This window comes from Cupriavidus sp. 05T41 (genome assembly GCF_056396525.1).
Genome location: NZ_JBFTLQ010000040.1, coordinates 36,847 through 55,529, shown reverse-complemented (window position 1 = coordinate 55,529; position 18,683 = coordinate 36,847). Strand labels below are relative to the sequence as shown.

Annotated in this window: 17 protein-coding genes; 7 read left to right on the top strand and 10 right to left on the bottom strand. The window is 69.2% G+C overall.

The window, feature by feature from the left end:
• The first annotated feature begins 102 nt into the window (after positions 1–102).
• Entirely contained in the window at positions 103–267 is a 165-nt protein-coding gene (locus AC1DKV_RS23020) for a nuclear transport factor 2 family protein (protein ID WP_441614746.1), read from the top strand.
• Positions 268–287: 20 nt separating this feature from the next.
• On the top strand, positions 288–719 hold the full coding sequence (locus AC1DKV_RS23015; RefSeq protein WP_477138048.1) for a VOC family protein: 432 nt from the start codon (positions 288–290) through the stop codon (positions 717–719).
• Between the two features lie 276 nt (positions 720–995).
• On the opposite strand, the gene AC1DKV_RS23010 is transcribed toward AC1DKV_RS23015, so the two are convergent.
• The 6 genes from AC1DKV_RS23010 to AC1DKV_RS22985 form a co-directional block, all read right to left on the bottom strand.
• The gene (locus tag AC1DKV_RS23010) at positions 996–1,241 is read right to left on the bottom strand and encodes a hypothetical protein (RefSeq protein ID WP_441614473.1); all 246 of its coding nucleotides are present in this window, start codon (positions 1,239–1,241) and stop codon (positions 996–998) included.
• 178 nt (positions 1,242–1,419) lie between these two features.
• Positions 1,420–1,761: a hypothetical protein gene (locus AC1DKV_RS23005; RefSeq protein WP_441614475.1), complete on the bottom strand. Its 342-nt coding sequence runs from the start codon at positions 1,759–1,761 to the stop codon at positions 1,420–1,422.
• A gap of 267 nt (positions 1,762–2,028) precedes the next feature.
• Positions 2,029–3,483, bottom strand: a complete 1,455-nt coding sequence (locus tag AC1DKV_RS23000; protein WP_441614477.1) for an efflux transporter outer membrane subunit — start codon at positions 3,481–3,483, stop codon at positions 2,029–2,031.
• Positions 3,480–4,409: an efflux RND transporter periplasmic adaptor subunit gene (locus AC1DKV_RS22995; RefSeq protein WP_441614479.1), complete on the bottom strand. Its 930-nt coding sequence runs from the start codon at positions 4,407–4,409 to the stop codon at positions 3,480–3,482. The genes AC1DKV_RS23000 and AC1DKV_RS22995 overlap by 4 nt, the downstream gene beginning before the upstream one ends.
• Positions 4,406–4,618, bottom strand: coding sequence for a DUF1656 domain-containing protein (locus AC1DKV_RS22990; protein WP_441614480.1), 213 nt, complete (start codon positions 4,616–4,618; stop codon positions 4,406–4,408). The genes AC1DKV_RS22995 and AC1DKV_RS22990 overlap by 4 nt, the downstream gene beginning before the upstream one ends.
• Positions 4,612–6,714, bottom strand: coding sequence for an FUSC family protein (locus AC1DKV_RS22985; protein WP_441614482.1), 2,103 nt, complete (start codon positions 6,712–6,714; stop codon positions 4,612–4,614). The genes AC1DKV_RS22990 and AC1DKV_RS22985 overlap by 7 nt, the downstream gene beginning before the upstream one ends.
• 115 nt (positions 6,715–6,829) lie before the next feature.
• Here AC1DKV_RS22985 and AC1DKV_RS22980 point away from each other — a divergent pair, with 115 nt between their 5' ends.
• Positions 6,830–7,723 carry a LysR family transcriptional regulator gene (locus tag AC1DKV_RS22980; RefSeq protein WP_441614484.1) on the top strand — a complete coding sequence of 298 codons (894 nt, stop codon included), beginning with the start codon at positions 6,830–6,832 and terminating at the stop codon, positions 7,721–7,723.
• Positions 7,724–7,765: 42 nt separating this feature from the next.
• Here the strand turns inward: AC1DKV_RS22980 and AC1DKV_RS22975 are convergent, their stop codons facing one another.
• The 3 genes from AC1DKV_RS22975 to AC1DKV_RS22965 form a co-directional block, all read right to left on the bottom strand.
• Entirely contained in the window at positions 7,766–8,758 is a 993-nt protein-coding gene (locus AC1DKV_RS22975; RefSeq protein ID WP_441614486.1) for a Bug family tripartite tricarboxylate transporter substrate binding protein, read from the bottom strand.
• Positions 8,759–8,854: 96 nt separating this feature from the next.
• On the bottom strand, positions 8,855–10,825 hold the full coding sequence (locus AC1DKV_RS22970) for an aconitase family protein (protein ID WP_441614748.1): 1,971 nt from the start codon (positions 10,823–10,825) through the stop codon (positions 8,855–8,857).
• A gap of 152 nt (positions 10,826–10,977) precedes the next feature.
• Positions 10,978–11,877, bottom strand: a complete 900-nt coding sequence (locus AC1DKV_RS22965; RefSeq protein ID WP_441614488.1) for a LysR family transcriptional regulator — start codon at positions 11,875–11,877, stop codon at positions 10,978–10,980.
• Between the two features lie 440 nt (positions 11,878–12,317).
• Here AC1DKV_RS22965 and AC1DKV_RS22960 point away from each other — a divergent pair, with 440 nt between their 5' ends.
• Positions 12,318–12,542 carry a hypothetical protein gene (locus tag AC1DKV_RS22960; RefSeq protein WP_441614490.1) on the top strand — a complete coding sequence of 75 codons (225 nt, stop codon included), beginning with the start codon at positions 12,318–12,320 and terminating at the stop codon, positions 12,540–12,542.
• Between the two features lie 206 nt (positions 12,543–12,748).
• Positions 12,749–14,035 (top strand): acyltransferase family protein, encoded by a 1,287-nt coding sequence (locus AC1DKV_RS22955; protein ID WP_441614492.1) that lies wholly within the window; start codon positions 12,749–12,751, stop codon positions 14,033–14,035.
• Positions 14,036–14,153: 118 nt separating this feature from the next.
• Here the strand turns inward: AC1DKV_RS22955 and mdeB are convergent, their stop codons facing one another.
• Entirely contained in the window at positions 14,154–16,838 is a 2,685-nt protein-coding gene (mdeB, locus tag AC1DKV_RS22950; protein ID WP_441614494.1) for an alpha-ketoglutarate dehydrogenase, read from the bottom strand.
• 402 nt (positions 16,839–17,240) lie between these two features.
• Between mdeB and AC1DKV_RS22945 the strand changes: the two genes are divergently transcribed.
• On the top strand, positions 17,241–18,242 hold the full coding sequence (locus tag AC1DKV_RS22945) for a 5'-nucleotidase (RefSeq protein WP_477138047.1): 1,002 nt from the start codon (positions 17,241–17,243) through the stop codon (positions 18,240–18,242).
• The gene (locus tag AC1DKV_RS22940) at positions 18,239–18,556 is read left to right on the top strand and encodes a YnfA family protein (RefSeq protein WP_441614498.1); all 318 of its coding nucleotides are present in this window, start codon (positions 18,239–18,241) and stop codon (positions 18,554–18,556) included. The genes AC1DKV_RS22945 and AC1DKV_RS22940 overlap by 4 nt, the downstream gene beginning before the upstream one ends.
• Positions 18,557–18,683: the final 127 nt, after the last annotated feature.

The window sequence follows — 18,683 nt, the reverse complement described above, 5'->3', positions numbered from 1 at the left end:
CTCCATGTGGACAGCGTCCATTTTCTCGACTATGGTAGTGGACAGTGTACACAACGATGTGGCCGGATCACAGCAGCGGCGCCCATCACGCAATCCGGCGAAATCCGGCGCAATATCGACGCAGCGTGTGACCAGCACCCCCAGGGCGGCGCGCCGCAGGAGGCCTGGGTGCGCGCCACCTTGTGTTTTCGCAAGATCGCCGGCCGGTGGCTGGTGGTGCACGAGCATGCATCGGTGCCGATGCCGCTCGATCCCGAACGACCCTGAGAACGCCATAAGGAGACAAAATGCTGGTCCAACCCTACCTGTTCTTCGAAGGCCGCTGCGAGGAAGCGGCGGAGTTCTACAAGCGCGTACTGGACGCGAAAGTCGAAATGCTGATGCGCTTCAAGGAAGCGCCGCCGCAACCGGCAGGCGCGCCCGAGGGATGCGCGCCCGCCCCCGGCGACGCAGAGAAGGTGATGCACATGGCCATGCGCATCGGCGAAAGCACGGTGATGATGTCCGACGGCCGTTGCAGCGGCAAGCCGAGCTTCGAAGGCATCGCGCTGTCGGTAAGCGTGCCCGATGCGGCTGCCGCGGACCGCGTCTTCAACGGGCTGGCCGAAGGCGGCCAGGTCCAGATGCCGTTGGGCGAGACCTTTTTCGCGCACCGCTTCGGCATGACCGCCGATCGCTTCGGCGTGTCGTGGATGGTAATCGCGGAGAAGAGGCCCTGAGGCACTTCCTTGCCTGGCGGCGCTGACCGGACGGCGCCCCTGGTTCTGCCGGTCCGACCCGATCCAGGCGCCACTTGCTGCGCGGCGGCCGTAAAGCCCGCCGCGCCGGCTTCTCCCTTCCCGCCCTTCCCGCCCTTCCAGCCCTTCCCGCTTTCCTTTTCATTGCGCCGTCGCTACGCCGTCAAGGCGGGTGACTACGCGATCGAATCCCGGCGGGCACCTTGCTGGCCGCGAGCGTGCGCCCGCGCGCGCCTTGCGATCCGGCCGGTCTCACGCTCAGGGCGTGACGCTGGGCGCGGTCGCGGCTGTGGCGGCGGGCACGGCCGACGGCGCGGCCGGTGCCGCCGCCCCCTGCGCTTGCAAGGGGCAGCGCGCCTGCGCGCTTGCCCGCCTGGCCTGCGCCTGCTTCTGGGCGCGCGCGCGTTCGATCACGGTCCAGTCGGGACCGGCCAATGCCGGCAATGATGCAGCGAGTGCCGAGACGCTTGCCAGCGACAGCACGATCTTGTTCAGGGAAATCATGGGGAGGGTGAGACTGTTGGTTGGTACTGCGGGGGACTGCGGGGGACTGCGGTGAACTGCGGTGAACTGCGTGGCGTGGCGTGGCCAGGGACAATCTGCGCGCAACGCGGCGGCAGCGGTCTCGCCGGCCGGCCCGGCCCCGGGCGGAGGATTCCCGGGGCCGGGCCGGTTGCGCCGGTCAGGCGCTGGCTTTGCCTGCCACGCCGCTGTGGGACGGCGTTGCCGACACACCGGTCAGGTCGCGGCCAGCCAGGTCGAGCGCCGCGGCGCCATGGGCGCCATCGGTGAACGCATCGCGGCGGTCATTGACGCGCGCACCGTCGGTAAACGGGTCGCGGCGGTCATTCGCGCGGGCGCCGTCGGTGAACGGGTCGCGCTTGCCGTTGTGCAGGTTGTAGCCGTACTTGTCGCCGGCACTGGTGCTATCTTTCGGACCCTGTGCACTGGCTTGCGTCGATGCCATGACGCAAAGGCCAAAAGCGGCTGCGGAAACGAGGGTCGTGAAGAGCTTCTTGTTCATGATTGCTGCTGGAGTCCAGAATGGGCGGCACTTTCCACTTGTGGTGGAGCGGGATAGGCGGATCTGCGTCCCGCATGTCGTCTGTTTCGCCTTTTTGCATGTACCGGCGCGGTCGGAAGCGCGGTACAGACGACAGTGTAGCCATCGCCTAGCATTCCCGTGATGAATTAATATTCTGCATTCCAGTCGGAATTTTCACAGTATTGGCCGCGGCTCTGCCATGCCGGCGCAGCCGGGCGCGCCCCACGCAGCAACGCCTCCGCGCGGTCAGTGATGCTCGCCTGTGTTCTGCGCCACCTTCGGGCTGTTCTGCCAGCCGCCCCCGAGCGCCAGGAACAGATTGACCTGGTCCATCGCCACCTGGCTGTCCGACGCGGCCAGCGCCGCCTCTGCCGCTGCCAGCGTCCGGTCGGCATCGAGGCTGGACAGATACGGCGTGCGCCCGGCCTGATACAGCTGGCGGTGTTGCCGCGCGGCCTCTTGCGCGTCATCGCGCGCCACGCGCAGCGAATGGTTGCGCTCCAGCTCGCGCGTGTAGTCGCTGAGCGCGCCCTGCGTTTCCTGCAGCGCCTTCAGCACGACGCCGTCGAAACTGGCCAGCGCGGCGTCGGCACCCGCTTCCATCGCGTGAATGCGTGGCCGCACGCCGTTGGTCGGCAGGTTCCAGGTGATCAGCGGCCCGATGCCCCAGCGCGCCGTGGGCCCGCTGCCGAGGTCGCCGAGGATGCCGCTGAAGCCGGCGGATGCGCCGATGCGGATCGAGGGATAGAGATCGGCGGTCGCCACGCCGATCCTGGCGGTGGCCGAGGCGAGCTCGCGCTCGGCCTGGCGGATGTCGGGCCGGCGCCTGAGCAGCGCGGCGCCGTCGCCGACAGGCAAGGGTTGCCGCAGCCTCGGCTCTTCATGGCAGGCGAACTCCGCTTCAGGCAGCGCGCCGGGTGGCTTGCCGAGCATGACGGCGAGGCGCCAGGCGGCGCCTTCCTGCTCCGCCTTGAAGCGCGGCAGCGCGGCGCGCAAGGTCTCGGCCTGCGCGCGCGCGCGCAGCAGATCGGCGGGCTGGCCGCGGCCGGCGGCGACCAGCTTGCCGGTAATTTCCGCGCCGCGCTCCTGCAGCGCAAGCTGCTGCCCGGCGACGTCGAGTTCATGCGTGGCGGCGCAGCCCTGCACATAGGCACGCACGGTCTGCGCCACCACGCCGACGCGCGTCATGTCGAGCGCGGCCTGGCTGGCTTCGGCACTGGCCAGCGCGGCCTCGTCGGCGCGCGCGAGCTTGCCGAAAAAATCCACCAGGTAAGACACCGCGAAACCGACATCGCCGAGGCTGAAGACCGGGACCTTTTCCTTGAGCAGGAAACTCTCGCCAGCCACCTGCGCGCGTTCGGCCTTGGCGGAGATCGCCGCCTGCGGCAGGTTCTCGGCCTCCACCTCGTGGTAGACCGCCACGGCGCGCCGCAGGTTAGCGGCGGCCACGCGCACGCTGGTATTGGCAGCGAGGGCCTGCCGCACCAGCCGGTCGAGCCTGGGGTCGTCATAGAGCCGCCACCAGTCGTCCGGCACGGCGGCCACCGATACCGCCGCATCCTGCGTGCCCCGCAGCGGGCCATTGGCCTCGGGCGCGCGCATCATCGCGTGCGCGGGCACCTTGTAGTCGGGGCCGACCGTGGTGCAGGCGAACAGCAGCGGCATCACCGCCGGCAGCCATGCCAGGCGGAGCTTGCTCATTGCGCCGCACTCCCGCTGGCACCGTCGCCGGGGGGTGCGCGCCGCGCGGCCACGACCTGGCGCGGCACGGCCACCGACACCGTGGCCGTGCGGCCCGAGACGAGCTGCATGTCGGCCGGGACGTCGTCCAGCACGATACGCACCGGGATACGCTGCGCCAGCCGCACCCAGTTGAAGGTGGGATTCACATTGGGCAGCAGGTTGGCGCCGCTGCTGCGGTCGCGGTCCTCGATGCCGGCTGCAATGCTCTGCACGTGGCCGTGCAGCGTGACGTGCTCGCCCATGATGCGCACCGCTACCGGGCTGCCGATGCGGATGCGGTGCAGCTTGGTCTCCTCGAAATACCCTTCCACATGGAAGGAGCCCGCATCGACCATCGACAGCACCGGGCGGCCGGTGCTTACATAGTCGCCCAGGCGCGGCAGGCGATCGTTCAGGATACCGTCGACCGGGCTGGCCACGCTGGTGCGCGCCAGGTTCAGGCGCGCCACCCCGACCGCGGCCTCGGCCTGCGCCAGCGCCGCTTCGCCTTCCTGCACGCGGGCCTGCCCTTCCTCCACCACCTCGGTGGCGACCACCTCGCTCAGCGCGTGGTTGCGCGCGGCCTCGCGGCGCGCCTGCGCCAGCGTCGCGCGCAAGGCGGCCGCGTTGGCCTGCGCTTGCTGCAGCGCCAGCCGGTAGCGGTCCTGGTCGATCACGAACAGCACCTGGCCGCGCCGCACGCGCTGGTTGTCCCTGACCAGGATCTGCGTGACCAGGCCCGACACGTCAGGCGCGACCTGCACCACGTCGGCACGCACGTGGCCGTCGCGCGTCCACGGCGCCACGGTGTAGTAGTCCCACAAATGCCTGACGACAAACAGCGCTGCCACCGTAGCCAGCAAGGTCAGCGCCACGGGGACCAACAAACGGAACTTGATTTTCATGATTGCAGCCAGCGGGCCAGGGCGACCACGCCGCCGAGCACGATCAGGTAGAGGGCGAGGTTGAAGAGGGAACGGTGCCAGACCAGCCGGTAGAAGCCAGCGCGGGCGAGCAGCGCGCGCAGGCAGGCGGTCATGGCGAAGCTGACCAGCATCAGCGCGAGCAGGCTGGGCACGAACACGCCGTAGACATCGATCTCGGCGCTCAGCATGGTTTCTCCACCGGCGCGCGCGGCAGCGCCGGCGGCGCGGGTACCTTGCCAGTGGGCGCGTGCGGCTGGGCGTGGTAGAGCGTGACCTGCAGGGCGACCAGCGCGGCCAGCGTCTCGCGCACCGCATCGCCGGCGGCCGCATTGTCCACGCCATCGTCCACGCCATCGGCCTGCGCCGCGACCTCGCCGATGGCCTTGTCGATGCGCGCGGACAGCGCCTCGGGCGGCGCCATCGCGTGCCCGGCTTTCAGGCGCGCGCGGAAATGCGCGGCGGCGCCGTTGAGCACGCGCGTGACCGCGCGCCGCGCGGCCGGACGCAGCGCCGCCAGGTTGCGCTGCAGCGCCAGCGCGCCGAAGCCGACCTGCAGTTCGGCGAAGCCGTCGGTGGACATCTTGTCGTCGCTGGCCGCCAGGCGCGGCACCAGCTGGCCGAGGCGGTCCAGCATGCGGCTGCCGAGCCGGGCCTGCTCGGGCGCTTCCCCGCGCGTGGCGGCTTGCGCCAGGTCCTTCCAGCTGGCGCGGATCAGCCGGTGCGCGGCCACGCGCGCGCCGAACGGCCGCGTCGCCATGAACCACAGCGGCGCGAACAGCATGCCGCCCACGCTGGCCAGGCTCGTATTGAAGGTGCCGAGGAAGTTGGCGTCGTAGACACTCTGGAAGTTGCCGAACGATGCCGTATTGACCGACAGCAGCATGGCGATGAGGTTGAAGCCGGGACGCGAGATCAGCATGCCGATGGCCATATAGGGCACCGCCAGCATGCCGACCAGCGTCTCGAAGTTATGGGCCTGCGGCACCACCAGGAACAGGTAGAAGCACGACACCAGGAAGCAGATCACGCTCCAGCGCATGAAGGCGCGCGCCACCGGCCTGGGCTCCTCGACGGTGGCGAAGAAGCAGCTGGTGATGGTGGCCACCACCACGGCGCCGGCACCGTCTTCCCAGCCCGAGGCGATCCACAGCAGGCCCGCGCAGAACACCGCGAGGCTGGTCGAGCAGGCGTAGTACAGCAGCATGCCGTGGTCGTGATGGTGCGCCCGGTCCGCCGCGCGGGCGCGGTAGCGCAGCACCGGCGCGGCGGCCTGGCCCGCCCCGCGCTGGTCGCCGATGCCGCGCTGCAGGGCGTGGCAGTCTTCGCACAGCGCCGCGAGCGTGCGCAGCTGATCGTTGGCGGTGGCCACCAGGCCGGCATGCCAGCCCGGCGCCTTGCCGTATTCGCGCCAGGGCGCGGCCGCCGGCCCGAGCGCGGGCGCCGGCCCGTGGAAGCCGGCATGGATCCAGGCGCGCATGTCGGCCATCTGGCGCGCGAGCTGCGCCGGCATGCCGTGCGCATGGGCGCGCAGCGCCTGCAGCAATCCTGCCAGCGAGGACAGCACCGGCAGCAGCATGGTCATGCGCTCGCGCAAGGCGCGCGCATGGCGCAATGTGTCGGCGCTCTCGGTATCGTAGGAAAGCTGCGCGATCAGCTGGTCGAGCGCGAGGATGTCGGTGGCCAGGCGGTGCCGGCTGCCGTGGCGCGAGGCATTGGCGTCGGGCTCGGGCGAGAGCATGTCGGTTGCCCACAGCGCGGCATCGGCCAGCCAGGTGGCGGAACGGGCGCGCAGCGCCGGCGCCACCTTGGCCGGGAAGACGATCGAGCCGACCAGCCCGGCGCACAGGATGCCGACCACGATCTCTTCGATGCGCGCCACGGCAATGGCGAAGACCTGGGCGGGCTCGCTGACGGCGGGCAGCGCCACGATGGGCAGCGTGTACGCGGCCAGCAGGAAGATATAGCTGCGCGGCGTGCGCTGCAGTAGCGAGAAATACAGCAGGGCGCCGGTCCACAGCGCGATGGCAGCCATCAGCAGCACCGGTTCGTTGACCAGCAGCGGCACCGTGGCGACGGCGCCGGTGGCGCCAAGCAGCGTGCCCGCCACGCGGTAGGCGGCCTTGGAGCGCGTGGCCCCGGTCAGCGGGTGGGAAACGAAATAGACGGTTGCCATGGCCCAGTAAGGGCGGGGCAAACCCAGCGCCAGCGCGATATAGAGCGCGAGCATCGAGGCGGCGAATGCCTTCAGTGAAAAGAGCCATTGCCGTGCGCTCGGCCAAGCCATGACGCAAACCTGTAGAAGAGCGGTGGAATGGAAGTGTAGCCAACTGGCGCTCATTCCGAACATGATTTAAAATTGACGATCACATTCGCTTTTTTCATGGATCAGGAAGCCGCCCGTGCCCATCGATATCCGCGCCCTACGCTATTTCGTCGAGACCGTGCGCCTGCAGAGCTTCACCCAGGCGGCCACCTCCCTGTTCGTCACCCAGTCCACCATCAGCAAGATGGTGCGCCAGCTGGAGGACGAGATCGGCCAGCCACTGCTGATCCGCGAGGGCAAGCAGGTACGGCTGACCGATGTGGGGCGCGTGGTCTACGAGCGCGGGCAGGAGGCGCTGGGCGTGGTGCACCGGCTCACGCTGGAGGTGGCCGATCTTTCCTCGCTGGGGCGGGGCCAGCTCACGGTGGGCATTCCGCCGATGGCCAACCTCTTCTTCACCCCCGCGGTGAGCGCCTTCCGCCAGCGCTACCCCAACCTGGAACTGAGCCTGGCCGAGCATGGCGGGCATACGGTGGAACAACAGGTGGCCAACGGCGAACTGGAGGTCGGCGCGACCGTGCTGCCCGGCGACAGTGGCCTGGCGCTCGCGACGCGCGAGTTTGCCAAGTACCCGATCTGGGTGGCAGGGCCGCGCAAGGCAGGCTGGGCCAGGAACAAGACCGTCAGCCTGGCGGCGCTGCGCGACGAGCCGCTGCTGCTGCTGACCGACGACTTCTCGCTCACGCGCAAGCTGCGCGTGGCCTTCATGGAGGCCCGCGTGGAGCCGCGCATCGTGGCGCAAAGCGGGCACTGGGATTTCCTCGCCTCGATGGCGGCGGCCGGGCTCGGCACCACCTTTCTGCCGCAGCCGCTGCTGGCCAGGGTCCAGCTCGACGACAAGCTCGCCGTGGCGCGCCTGACCGAACCCGCGATGGACTGGGCGCTGGCGCATATCTGGTCGCCGGGACGCTACCTGTCCCACGCGGCGCGCGCGTGGTTCTCGATCTGCGAGGAAGTGCTGGGGGCCTGAGGCAGCGTGCGGCGTGCGGCGCGCGGCCCCCGCCTGCCGCCGTCAGTCCACCGCGATCGATGCGCTCTTGATCAGGGCGCGGCTACGGCCCACTTCGTCGCGGATGGTGCGCGCCGTTTCGTCGGCGCCGGCGCCCCTGACCACGAAGCCCTGCGCGGCAAACAGCTCGCGCGCCTTGGGGGTGGCGAGCGCCTTTGCCATGGACTGCTGCAGGCGTGCGGACACCTCGACGGGCAGGCCGGCCGGGCCGACCAGCGCGATCCAGGCGTCGTACGCATAGTCCTTGACGCCGGCCTCGGCCAGCGTGGGCACCCCCGGCAGGCTTTCCAGCCGCGCCGGCGTGCTCACGGCGAGCGCGCGCAGCTTGCCGGCCTTGATCTGCGGCAGCGCCGACGGGGAGGCCAGGAAGGCGGCGCTGATCTGCCCGCCCAGCACATCGGTCAAGAGCGTATTGACCCCCTTGTAGGGCACATGGAGCATGTCGATGCCGGCCCTGGACTTGAGCAACTCGCCCGCCAGATGAAGCACGCTGCCCTTGCCCGACGAGCCGTAGGTCAACTGGCCCGGCTGCGCCCGCGCCGCCGCGATCAGCGCCTGCGCGGTCTTGTACGGCGAGCCGGCGCCAACCACCAGCACCAGCGGCGTGGTGCCGATCAGCGCCACCGGGCTGATGTCCTTGAGACTGTCGTAGGGCAGGTTGGGATACAGGCCGGGGTTGATGGCATGGTTGGAGGAGACCACGGCCAGCGTGTAGCCGTCGGCGGCGGCCCCCACCAGTTGGCGCGTGCCCGGAATGCCGGCCGCGCCGGCGATGTTCTCCACATAGAACGGTTGCCCGAGATCGTGCCCCATGCCCTCGGCAACCACGCGCGCAACCAGGTCCGCGGTGGAGCCCGGCGAGTTCGGCACGATCAGGCGCACGGTCTTGGCGGGATAAGCGCCGGCGGCATGCGCGGCCGCCACGCCGCAGGCCAGGGCAAGGGCGGCAAGCAGCCGCCCGGCCGCGCGCGTGGCGCGGCTTGGGATATGGAACATGGGTGTCTCCGGTGTCTTGTGGTCCGGCCGGAATCTGCTGCCCGGCTCTGGGGAACCCGGCCCGCGCGGGTGCGGGCCGGTGGCGTGAAACTCAGGCTAGGCCGGCGCTGCCTCCTCGCGGGCGCGCGCCTGCAGTTGCCCGAAGGTGCTGATCTGCCCTGCCAGCGCGCTGGCCGCCACCGTGTAGGGGCTGGCCAGCCAGACCTGCCCCGGGCCCGAACGGCCCGGGAAGTTGCGGTTGATGGCGCTGATGGTGACCTGCTCGCCGCTGGTGGACGCACCGGGGCCGCAATTGGCGCAAGAGCCGCAGCCCGGCATCACCAGCGTGGCGCCGGCGGCGTCAAAGGTCTCCAGGTAGCCGCGCGCCTCGCAATACTCGCGCACGCCCAGCGTGCCGAATTGCAGGTACAGCCGCGTGCGTGGCGATACCTTGAGGCCGTGCTCCAGACCCCAGCGCAGCACCTCGTGGTAATAGTCGAAATCTTCGCGCTTGCCGGCCGTGCAGGAGCCGCCGTAGGCAATATCCACCGGCACGGCCTCGCCCAGCGCCTGCGCCGCCACGCCGTTGCCGGGATCGCCGGGCCGCGCCACCATGGGCGTGATGGCGGCCGCATCGATGCGGATCACGTCGCGGTAGCTGGCGCCGGCATCGCTGCGCATCCAGTCCTCGACGACGAAATCCACGCCGCGCCGCGCCTTGAGGAAGGCCACGGTCTTGTCGTCCGGCGCGACGATGCCGGTGAAGCCGCCCAGTTCCGCCACCATATTGGTGAGCGTGGCACGCTCGTCGACCGAGAGCGCGCGCACGGTGCTGCCGGCGTACTCGAACACCACGCCGATGGCGCCGCCCGAGCGGATCGCGTCCATCTGCAGCAAGTGGAGCACGATGTCCTTGGCGGTCACGCCCGGCGCCAGTTCCCCCTCCACTTCCACGCGCAGGGTCTCCGGCACCTTGCAGCGCACGTAGCCGGTGACCCAGCTGTTCGCCAGGTCGGTGGCGCCGGCGCCGAAGGCCAGGCAGCCGAGCGCGCCCGAATGCGGCGTGTGCGAATCGGTCCCCACCACTACCTGGCCCGGCAGCGCGTACTGCTCGGCCATCAGCGCGTGGCAGATCCCTTCGGAGCCGGGCACGTCGCCGGGCAGCGCGCCGTGCGAGCGCACCGGGTAGTCATGGGCGAAGCTGTCGTGGCCTTGCATCAGGTTGGCCACGCCGGGCAGCAAGCCGTCGCGCACGTGCGGATAGCTCTGCGCCGCCAGCACCAGGTGATCCTTGAACGCAATGATGGTGTCCGGGTCGCGCAGCGCGGCCGGCTTGCCGAAGGCGCGATGCATCAGGTGCGCGCACATGCCGGTGAAATAGTCGTGGGAAAAACGCCAGTCGGCCGCCACGAACACGCCCTGGCCACGGCCGGCGCCCGGGGTGCCGGGCAGCAGGTGACGGTCGATGATCTTCTCCACCAGTGTGCGCGGCGCCGCGCCGGCGGGCGCCGCCGCCGCGGGCATGCTGCCGGGGACCGGCCAGCTCGCCGCGCGGCTGAAGGCCAGCAGGCCGCCGGCGCGGATCACCTGCTGGGTCAGCGCGTCGCGCCCGCTCAGGAAGGCTTCGATGGGAATCGCCTCGCCGGCCAGCACGCGCTCGAGCACGCTGAAATCCGTGGTGGTGAGGATGCCGATGTTGTCGCAGTTCTGCTGGTAGATGCGCTCGAAGCTCTCCGCCACGATCAGGCGGATACCGGCCGACAGCTCTGCCAGCGGGCTGGACTCGCGCGAGGAGCCCTTGCCGTAGCGCTTGCCCGCCACCGTGACCGCAAAGCCACCGTCGCGCACGGCGTTGCGGCCGACCGGCATTTCCCCGCCGGCCTGGAAGCCCACATAGGGGAACTCGCCCAGGCGCTCGTCGTAGGTGAGCATCACTGTCACCGGCGTGATCTCGTCGGTGGAAACATTGTCGCGCAGCGGGCCGGCGTCGGCCAGGCTCACGGCCTTGCCTTCGAGCTGGGCACGCATGCAGGCGGGATCCTGCGACAGGTAAAGCACGCGGCCGCCGAAGCGGATCGTATCGTCCATCATGGGGGCTCCGGATCTGATTGTCGCCGTGGCGAGGTCCTGGTCAGCCCACTATATGGCGCGGCGCACGCGGCGCATAGCATGGAATCGGCACGACAGCCCTCTCGCTTCGAGACGGCTCGCCCGGCGGCGGGCCGCCCGCGCTAACGGCGCTAACGGCGGCAGAGGAAGTCCACCAGCGCCGCGGCGCTGGCCGACAAATGCTCGCGCGAATGGAACACCACCACCAGCTGGCGCGTGGCCCAGCCGTCGACCAGAGGCCGGCACGCCACATCGAGCGTGTTGACGTAAAGCTCGCCCACCTGGCGCGGCACGATAGCGATGCCCAGACCCACATGCACCATGCGGCATAGCGCGTCGAGGCTCGCCACGCGCATCTTGATGCGCAGCGCGCCGTTCAGCCGCGCGGCCTCGCCCAGCAGCAGGCGGCTCAGCGCGCTCTCGTCGCGCAGCGCGACGAAGGTCTCGCCGAGCAGGTCGGCAAAGCGCACCTGCGGCGCCGCTTCCAGCCGGTGCCCGCGCGGCACCAGCACGCACAACTGGTCCTCGCGGTAAGGCAGCGAGACGAACTGCTCCACGCCCTGGATCGCGTTGCAGATGCCGAAATCCGCGCTGCGCTCGCCCACCAGCCGCAGGACCTCGGGACTGTGCTGCTCCTCCAGCGCGATGTCGATGTCGGGGTAGACCCGCCCGAAGGCCGCCAGGTCCTCCGGCAGGAACTGCACGATGGCGCCCAGGTTGCACACCATGCGCACTGCGCCGCGCGCGCCCGAGCTAAAGCGCGACAGCTCCGCGCCGAGCGACTCGATATTGCCGATGATGGCCAGCGCATGGCGCAGCACGGCCTCGCCCACCGGCGTCACCGTGATGCCGCGCGGATGCCGCTGGATGACGGGCAGGCCGATCAGCGCCTCGATTTCCCCGATGCGGCGGCTGACCGCCGATGGCGCGATGAACTCGCGCTCGGCCGCGCGGGCAATGTTCTGTTCCTGGCAGACGGCGACGAACAGCCGCAGCGAGGTGAGGTCGAGTTTTCTGAGCAGGTTGTCCATGGCAGCGATGCTACAACGATCGCCCGGCGCGTAGCCGAAGGCGACTCGCCGAAGCGCTGATTGCAGGCCATGGAAGAGCAGGTCCGGCGAGCCAGCCACCATGAAAAAAGCGACTTGCACCCATAGGTTTTAATCGTTTCTTGAATCGCACACCGGGGCATACACTGCCCTTCGTCGAGCACGCCAGGCACCGGAACCACCGGACGCCGCCGTGCCCGCCAGTGAAGATGAACCATCATGCAGAACCCAGTGACCGCGCGCTCCCTCCTCTGCTTATTGCGCGGCCACTTCTTTCCCGGCTGATGTTTCCCTGGCCGCAGGGAGTGGCCAAAAGCTGCTCCCTGACTTTTTCAGATCGCCCCCTTCGCAATGAAACAAGCGCGCAGCGCCAGCCGCGTCGCACCGGGCGACAACGCAACAACCGCAAACAGGTAACCCTCGTGAAGAATATCGCCCTTATCGGTGCCGGCCTGATGGCACTCTCGTGCTCGCTTTCGGCCTTCGCCGGCCCGGATTTCTCCGTCATCGAAAAGGCCCGCGAAGCCCGGCGCGCCCAGCAGCGCGCGGCTGCCGCCCAGCCGGCAACCAGCCAGCCGCTGGCCGCTGCGACCCCCACGCCGGACTCGGTCACCCCGCGCGGCGTGGTCTACAAGCGCGGCGGCTGAGCGCGGGGGCAAGCCGCTGCGGGAGGCGGGCCAGGGCCATCGCGCTGTGCCGCCGGCGCCGCGAGGGGCTGCATTGCGCAGGCCCACCGAACTGCATCGGCCCCGATATTACCTTTGACGCCCCGGCGTGCCGCGCGTTGAACTTGGCGGATGGTGCCGGGAAGGCCCCTCTACACTCGGGGGAGCACATCCGAATGGGGGCCTGGATGCACATCGAGTATCCCCGTTCGCCGGCATCCGGCGAACCGAACAGTGGCATTGACGCTCCCTGCCCGCAAGCGCTCCTCAAACAACGGCTGGGTGGCGGCCATCTTCGTCCGCTCGATGGAATGCGAGGCGTCGCCGTCCTCCTGGTCTTCTTTCATCACTCCGTGGTCGCGGCAGCCCTGGGCGGTACGGGGACACTCGACCACATCGTGGTGAAGCTGCTGGCGTCCGGATGGGTCGGCGTCGACATCTTCTTTGCGCTATCCGGATTTCTCATCACCGGCATATTGCTCGACGCGAAGGGCACGCAGCGGTACTTCGCCAACTTCTATGCCAAGCGCACCTTGCGGATTTTCCCGCTCTACTATTTCTTCCTGATTCTGTTTTTCCTGGTGTTGCGGCCGTTTCTTGCGGAAATCTATCGGCCGGGCAATGACTATGCCGATCTCCTGCACGCGCAGGCCTGGTTCTGGAGCTATATGCAGAACTGGTACTTCGCAAGGCTCGGGGAAGGCTCGCCCGTCCCTGTCACGCAGCTCTGGTCGCTGGCGATCGAAGAGCAGTTCTACCTGGTCTGGCCGCTGGTCGTGTTTCTGTGCACCGCCCGGCGCGTGGTGGTCGTGTCCCTGGTCCTGTGCGTTGCCTCCCCGGTTCTCCGCTTCCTTCTCATCAGGGACGGATGGGATCAGATGGCGATCTACGTGTCCACGCTCACGCATATCGACCCCCTGCTGTACGGCGCGCTGGTGGCTGCGTATGCGCGGGGTGGATTCGCGCTGCCCACCGGCCGACAGGTCCTGCGCTGGCTCGCGGCGCTGGCCACCATCAGCGCGGCGCTGGTTGTGGTGCTTGACGGCGGCCTGAAGCGCGACGGGCTGGCATTGCAGACGTTCGGGTTCAGCACGCTCGGCGCATGCTCGGCCTTGCTGATTGCCGCCATGCTCCTGCTCCCGGCGGGCTCTCGCCTGAATCTGGTGGCCAGTCATCCCGTGCTTCGGATGTTCGGCAAATACAGCTATTCGCTCTATGTGTTCCACCCGCCGGTCCTGTACGGCCTGGCATGGCTAGTGCGCACACGGTCCGGCCTGCTGCCGCACAACGGCAGCGTGCTTTCAGCCGGCTACCTGGCCTATATGCTGGCTTCGCTGCTGCTTTGCATGCTTGCCAGCCTCACGACCTGGCACTTGTTCGAAGCAAGGCTGCTGCGGCTCAAGCGATATTTCACCGCACAGCCAGGTCACCCTCGCGGAGAGGCTGGCGGCAGCTTGCCCGTGCCCGACCTCTAGCCGATGCCGCAGGCAGGAACCAGCGCATGCGGCCGGCGCCCGCCCGCGTCGTGAGCCCATCGGCGCGCGGCGATCGCACTATGCGACGATCGGGGCGCACCGCCCTGCACGCCCCCGCTCACCGCGCCCAGGGCGGCTCCATCTCCGTGCGAGCCCCGTAGCGCGCCAGCCCCTCGGCATGCAGCGCCGGGGAGATCGCCCGCAGCGCGGCGATCGCGATGTGGTAGCGGTCGATCTCGAAGAAGCGCCGCAGCGCGCTGCGCGTGTCGCTGCGCCCGAAGCCATCCGTGCCGAGCGCGGTAAAGGGCGCACTCACATAAGAGGAAATCAGCTGCGCGTAGGCGCGCACATAGTCGGTCGAGGCAATCACCGGCGTAGCGCCGGGCAGGCATCGCTGCAGGTGGCTTTCGGTCTCGCCGCCGCTGGCGAACAGGCTGCTGCGCTCGCATTCGCGGGCGTCCCGTGCCAGCTCGGAAAAGCTCGTCACGCTCCAGATCTCGGACTTGATGTCCCAGTCGCCGGCGAGCAGTTCGGCGGCGGCGATGACCTCCCGCAGGATCGGCCCGGAGCCAAGCAGCCTGACGGCCGCGGCCGCGTTGTCCGGGCCGCGCGAACCGAAGCGGTACATGCCCTTGATGACGCCGTCGTGCGCGTCTTGCGGCAGCGGCGCCTGCGCGTAGTTCTCGTTGTTGACGGTGAGGTAATAGAACTCGTCGTGCTGGTCTTCCAGCATGCGGCGCGCGCCGTGATCGATGATGAGCGCGGCCTCGCTGGCGAAGGCAGGGTCGTAGGCGCGGCAGTTCGGCACCGTGGAGGCGATCAGCTGGCTGGTGCCATCCTGGTGCTGCAGGCCCTCTCCGGCCAGCGTGGTGCGCCCGGCGGTGGCGCCGATCAGGAAGCCGCGCGCGCGCTGGTCCGCCGCGGCCCAGATCAGATCGCCGACGCGCTGGAAGCCGAACATCGAGTAATAGATATAGAACGGCAGCATGGCCACGCCGTTCACGCTGTAGGAGGTGGCCGCCGCCGTCCACGATGCCAGCGCGCCCGCCTCGGTGATGCCCTCTTCGAGCAGCTGCCCCTGCTGGCTCTCCTTGTAGTACAGCATCGAGCCCGCGTCTTCCGGCTCGTAGAGCTGACCCATCGGCGAGTAGATGCCGATCTGGCGGAACAGGTTGGCCATGCCGAAGGTGCGTGCCTCGTCGGCGACGATGGGCACCACGCGCGGGCCGACTTCCTTGTCCTTGATCAGGTTGGTGAACAGCCGCACCACCGCGGTGGTGGTGGACACCGCGCGCTCGTCCGGCTCCATGGCGAAGCGCCCGTATTGCATCAGGTCCGGCATGCGCAACGCGTGCGCCGTGCGGGCGCGCGCCGGCAGGTAGCCGCCGAGCGCCTGGCGGCGCGCATGCAGGTAAGCCATCTCGGCACTGTCTTCGGCCGGCTTGTAGAAGCGCAGCGCCTCCACCGCGGCATCGTCCAGCGGCAGGTTGAAGCGGTCGCGGAAGGCGCGCAGCGCGTCCACGTCGAGCTTCTTCTGCTGGTGCGCGGTCATGCGCGATTCGCCGGCCTCGCCCATGCCGAAGCCCTTCTTGGTCTTGGCGAGAATGACGGTGGGCGCGCCGCGGTGTTCCTGCGCGGCGCGGAAGGCCGCGTAGAGCTTGCGCAAGTCGTGCCCGCCGCGGCGCAGCGCGTCGATGTCGGCGCTGCTCATGCTGGCGGCCAGGGCCTTGAGCTCGGGATCGCGGTTGAAGAAGTTGGCGAGGTTGTAGTCACCGTCCTTGGCGCCCAGGTTCTGGTATTCGCCATCCACCATCGCGGCGAAGCGGCGCAGCAGCGCGTGGCTGGTATCGCGCGCGAACAGCGCGTCCCACTCCGACCCCCACACCACCTTGACCACGTTCCAGCCGGCGCCGGCGAACAGCGCCTCCAGCTCGTTGATCACCTGGCCATTGCCGCGCACCGGGCCGTCCAGGCGCTGCAGGTTGCAGTTGATGACGAAGGTCAGGTTGTCGAGCTGCTCGCGCGCGGCCAGCGAAAGCGCGGCGAGCGATTCCGGCTCGTCCATCTCGCCGTCGCCGAACACGCCCCACACGCGCCGCCCGGCAGTGTCGGCAATCCCGCGGTGGCCGAGGTAGCGCAGGAAGCGGGCCTGGTAGATCGCGCTGATCGGGCCGATGCCCATCGAGCCGGTCGGAAACTGCCAGAAGTCCGGCATCAGCCAGGGATGCGGATAGGAGGAAAGCCCCCCTTCGCCACCTTCGCCGCCGCCCGTCTCCTGTCGGTAGCTTGCGAGCTGGGCCTCGGACAGCCGCCCTTCGAGGAAGGCGCGCGCATAGACGCCCGGGGCGGAGTGCGGCTGGAAGTAGACCAGGTCGCCCTTGCGCCCGCCATCGTCGGCGCGGAAGAAATGATTGAAGCCCACCTCGAAGATCTCGGCCGCCGACGCGTAGCTCGACAGGTGCCCGCCCAGCTCGCCGTAAGCCTTGTTGGCGCGCACCACCATGGCCAGCGCGTTCCAGCGGATGATCGAGCCCAGGCGTTGTTCCATCGCCAGGTCACCCGGGTAGCGCGGCTGCTCGCCCACGCCGATGGTGTTCTGGTAGGCGGAGTAGGGATGCGCGCGGTGGCCCAGGCCGAGATGGCTGGCGTGCTCGGCCAGCCGCTCCAGCAGGAAGCGCGCGCGCGGCGCGCCCTCGGCGCGGACCACGGCAGCCAGGGCATCGAGCCATTCCCGGGTTTCCTCGTGGTCGGTGTCGTCGCCGTGGGCGGGATCGGTGGCTGCGGCTTGTTGCGGGGCGTGCATGGCTATCTCCGTGGGCATTCGTCGTTTCGTGGCGGGCGACGGCGTCGACGGCGGCGCATCGCCTCAGCGCAGGCTCCCTCCCCCGACAGGGCCCGGAGGAACCTCGCATGCAGGATTTCATTGTAGGGAGAGGGGTGCCGCAGAAGCTGCCGAATTGACGTGCCAGGCCGCGAGATGGCAGTGGAACATGCCGGTAGTTACACGATTTCGCGATGTCCATGCCGCCCTGCCCGGAAATGCCGGAATGACGTGCCGCAGGATAAGAGACGCGCCCGCCCGGGAGGCGGCGCCGGCCGGCGATTGCAGGTTGCGATTCTCCGTCGATTGCCTGGCCATGGCACCGGCATGCAGCGCGGGCGGCTGCCGCACGCGCTGCGTGCGCGCGCCCTTATACTCGCGCACATGGCCTACGATCTCACCGACAAACTCGTCATCGGCATCTCGTCCCGGGCGTTGTTCGACCTCGAGCACGAGAACGGTATCTATCAATCCCAGGGCGTGGCGGCCTACTCCGCCTACCAGCGCCAGCACGAGGACGAAGCCCTGCCGCAGGGCACCGCCTTTCCGCTGGTGCAGGCCCTGCTCGAACTCAACAGCCTGATCCCCGGGCGGCGGCTGGTGGAAGTGGTGGTGATCTCGCGCAACTCGCCCGACACCGGGCTGCGCGCCTTCAACGCCATCGAGACCCACGGGCTGGACATCACCCGCGCGGCCTTCACCGGCGGCGAGCCGATCGCGCGCTACCTGCAGGCCTTCAAGGTCGACCTGTTCCTGTCGCGCGAAGCCGCCGACGTGCAGGCCGCCATCGACGGCGGCGTGGCGGCCGCGCAGCTGTACGACGCACCCTCCGCCTACCGCGCCCCGGCTGGCCAGATCCGCATCGCCTTCGACGGCGACGCCGTGCTGTTCTCGCCCGAGTCCGAGCAGATCTTCAAGCAAAAGGGGTTGGAAGCCTTTATCAAGAACGAAAAGCGCCATCGCCACAAAGCCATGGCCGAAGGCCCGTTCGCCAAGCTGCTGCTGCGCCTGGCCGAGATCCAGGCGCATTTCCAGCCCGGCCAGAGCCCGGTGCGGATCGCCATCGTGACCGCGCGCAACAGCCCCGCCCATACGCGCGTGGTGCACACCCTGCGCGCCTGGAACGTCAGGATCGACGAAGCCTTCTTCCTGGGCGGCCTGCCCAAGGACCAGGTGCTGCAGGCCTTCGGCGCGCATATGTTCTTCGACGACCAGGAGGGCCATGTGGAACTGGCCTCCGCCGTGGTGCCGTCCGGGCGGGTGCCTTATCAGGGTGGGGAGCTTGGCGGCGGCAAGCGCAAGCCGGCGGCGCGCAAGCGGGCGAAGCAAACGCGCGCCTCACCCTCCGCCTCCGCGCCGATGCCGGCGGCGGAACCGGCGGCATGAAGATCTTCGGCCTCTACCTGATCACCGCCTGCGCCGAAATCCTCGGGTGCTACCTGCCGTATCTGTGGCTGCGCCAGCATGCGGGCGCCTGGGTGCTGTTGCCCGGCGCGCTGTCGCTGGCCCTGTTCGCGTGGCTGCTGTCGCTGCATCCGGACGCGTCGGGGCGGGTCTACGCGGCTTATGGCGGGGTCTATATCGCGGTGGCGATCGCCTGGCTGTGGCTGGTGGATGGCGTGCGGCCGAGCCCCTGGGACATTGCCGGGGTCGCGGTGGCGATCGCGGGGATGGCGATTATTGTGTTGCAGCCGCGGTGAGGGGGCTTTCGGTCAGCCGCGTCGCGCAGGAAGCGGGGACGAGGCGTTGAAGGTTTGGCCAGCTTGTCTCCGCGTACCGCGACTGCGACAGCCCGAAAATTGAAGCGGTATGGTGCGACAGGCATGG

Bases quoted from the DNA above. Each gene is read 5' to 3' on its own strand.
- AC1DKV_RS22970 (WP_441614748.1), bottom strand. From the start codon at position 10,825: ATGGACGATACGATCCGCTTCGGCGGCCGCGTGCTTTACCTGTCGCAG.
- AC1DKV_RS22940 (WP_441614498.1), top strand. From the start codon at position 18,239: ATGAAGATCTTCGGCCTCTACCTGATCACCGCCTGCGCCGAAATCCTC.
- AC1DKV_RS23000 (WP_441614477.1), bottom strand. From the start codon at position 3,483: ATGAGCAAGCTCCGCCTGGCATGGCTGCCGGCGGTGATGCCGCTGCTG.
- AC1DKV_RS23005 (WP_441614475.1), bottom strand. From the start codon at position 1,761: ATGAACAAGAAGCTCTTCACGACCCTCGTTTCCGCAGCCGCTTTTGGC.
- AC1DKV_RS22995 (WP_441614479.1), bottom strand. From the start codon at position 4,409: ATGAAAATCAAGTTCCGTTTGTTGGTCCCCGTGGCGCTGACCTTGCTG.
- mdeB (WP_441614494.1), bottom strand. From the start codon at position 16,838: ATGCACGCCCCGCAACAAGCCGCAGCCACCGATCCCGCCCACGGCGAC.
- AC1DKV_RS22975 (WP_441614486.1), bottom strand. From the start codon at position 8,758: ATGTTCCATATCCCAAGCCGCGCCACGCGCGCGGCCGGGCGGCTGCTT.
- AC1DKV_RS22965 (WP_441614488.1), bottom strand. From the start codon at position 11,877: ATGGACAACCTGCTCAGAAAACTCGACCTCACCTCGCTGCGGCTGTTC.
- AC1DKV_RS23010 (WP_441614473.1), bottom strand. From the start codon at position 1,241: ATGATTTCCCTGAACAAGATCGTGCTGTCGCTGGCAAGCGTCTCGGCA.
- AC1DKV_RS22945 (WP_477138047.1), top strand. From the start codon at position 17,241: ATGGCCTACGATCTCACCGACAAACTCGTCATCGGCATCTCGTCCCGG.
- AC1DKV_RS22955 (WP_441614492.1), top strand. From the start codon at position 12,749: ATGCACATCGAGTATCCCCGTTCGCCGGCATCCGGCGAACCGAACAGT.
- AC1DKV_RS22990 (WP_441614480.1), bottom strand. From the start codon at position 4,618: ATGCTGAGCGCCGAGATCGATGTCTACGGCGTGTTCGTGCCCAGCCTG.
- AC1DKV_RS23015 (WP_477138048.1), top strand. From the start codon at position 288: ATGCTGGTCCAACCCTACCTGTTCTTCGAAGGCCGCTGCGAGGAAGCG.
- AC1DKV_RS22985 (WP_441614482.1), bottom strand. From the start codon at position 6,714: ATGGCTTGGCCGAGCGCACGGCAATGGCTCTTTTCACTGAAGGCATTC.